2 protein-coding genes are annotated in these 2,149 nt (G+C 57.2%); one reads left to right on the forward strand and one right to left on the reverse strand.

The annotated features are described in order from the left end of the window. On the reverse strand, positions 1-1,524 hold a 1,524-nt coding region (locus AC1DSG_RS30485), incomplete at its 3' end, for a UvrD-helicase domain-containing protein (RefSeq protein ID WP_477794187.1). 236 nt (positions 1,525-1,760) lie between these two features. On the opposite strand from AC1DSG_RS30485, the gene AC1DSG_RS30490 reads away from it, so the two are divergent. Beyond that, a partial coding sequence (locus AC1DSG_RS30490) for a pirin family protein (protein WP_477794188.1) occupies positions 1,761-2,149 on the forward strand: 389 nt, incomplete at its 3' end.

Below are 2,149 nucleotides of genomic sequence, written 5' to 3' on the forward strand. Positions count from 1 at the left end.
GTTGTAGGTCATCACCGGCGGTTTTTGATCCAGCAGTTGATCTTCCAGCGCCCGCCCAAACAGTCTCAAGGCCTCGAAGAAGAACCTGTCGGGGTCGTCCTTGGCGTAACTCATCTGGCCAACGGCGTTCGGAACATCCAGCCCGAGGTTTTCTATAAACCCGGCGGCTGCGACAAAACAGTCCAGCAATGGTGCAGAAGCCAGTTCGCCTTTTACCTTGTAGTCAAAGCCCGGCCCCGCGCTGGCATCGCCTGCCAAAGAGGCCAAAACGCGCTTTGACGATTCGTAACTATCTAACCATATCAATGGTTTACGACAGAATGCTTGAAACAGGGTGCGCTTTACCGCCCACTCCGCCCGGACGGTCAGCTTGGCATTCGGGCGACAGACCTGTGGGTTTTCCCGAGGATCGAAACCCAATACGACCCAGGTATCCAGACTCGGGATGTAGCCATGGCAACGGAACGTCGAGCCATTGATATCGAACGAGTGCCGCTTGGGTTCAATCCCCTTGATCGGCCATGCGCCGGCGCGGAACCACAGGTCTTCAATGGCGTCGCAGAGTTCCTCATCGCGATTGGCTGCCAGCTGGGTCACGGCCACGCGTTTTTGCACATCGGGGTGGTCGCGCTCCAGTTCCTTGAGCTGCAAGGCGTGGCGGGACAAAGGCTTGATAAACTCGCGAAAGCGCTCATCCCGTGTGTGCAACTGGTGGTAGCAGGCATTGAGCTGCTGACGCTGAGCGTCATTGATGCGCAGGTCGAACGGGTTGCTGTCGACCTCTTCGTCACCGTTTTGCACGCGGTTGCTGAGGTTTTCGAATGCTTGCAGACGCTCGAACCCTGGAAGGCTACGAACCATCGGCAGAATACGCGAGTGGAAGGTGCGCACCAGATCACGCGCTTCTTTTAAGCTCAGCGCCCGGCCCCACAATGCAAACAGTTCAATCAGCTTGTTGATGAAGTCCTTGCGCGACTCGCGGGTGAAGGTCACCACCGTCATCGAGCTCAACTCGAAGCCCAAATAGTGGGTCAGCAACAGAATACGCAACACCAGCGTGGTCGATTTGCCAGCGCCCGCGCCGGCAATCACCGACGTCGACGGTGTGTCGCTGAAGATCATCTTCCACTGCGCAACGCTCGGCTGGGCATGGGGTGGCAGCAGCCGGGCAACATCGGCCTTCATGCGTTTCTTCAGCTCAGCGTTCAATGGCAGGCGCCCATCGTCAAACAGATTACAATCGACGTTGGGCGGCCGATGCTCGGTTGAGCGCGAATCGCGGATCAGCAGGACCTGCCGGCCTTGTTCCAGCCCCTCGTCCTTGCCTTCCTTGAAGCCGTACTCAAACCCCGCACTGTGACCGCTGCGAAAACCGTCAGCCTGCCCGTGTAACCAGGACGCGCGGTGTTGCGCGCGCAGGCGGGTCAAGCCATGACCGAAGAATCGGGCGGCCAGCCGTTTGAGCAACGGCATCTCGGCCAGGGGACGAAGTTCGGGAGGAAGATCGGGGGTGTGTTGCGGCACGCGGGTTGACTCCAGGGTGTGAGGCTGTTGAGGGCTATGGTGTCTGCATTTGCCCTTGAGTTCTAGTGAAATGCTTTTAGGTCATTGGCTTATGCGATGAAGTGAAGGCTGTGTGAGAACATTTCGAGGGTATTTCACATCAACTAATTCGATTGCAATACAGCATTTTTTACGCTTTTTATCGATGTGTACCTGATAGATGATGCTCGCCATTAACCCCCTTTCAGGAGACGACCATGCTCGAACTCAGACCCTTCAGCTCCCTGGGCGGCGCCCATCACGGCTGGTTGGATGCCCATCATCACTTTTCGTTCGCCGAGTACCATGACCCCAAGCGCATGAACTGGGGCAATCTGCGAGTGTGGAACGATGACGTGATTGCCTCCGGCACCGGGTTCCCAAAACACCCGCACAGGGACATGGAGATCATTACCTACGTCCGTGAAGGCGCAATTACTCACGAAGACAACCTGGGTAACAAGGGCCGCACCGAAGCTGGCGACGTTCAGGTCATGAGCGCTGGCACCGGCATCGCTCACAGCGAATACAACCTGGAAGCGACACCCACCAAAATTTTCCAGATCTGGATTATCCCGAACGAATCCGGCCTTGCACCGTCCTGGGG

The organism is Pseudomonas sp. P5_A12 (assembly GCF_056400685.1).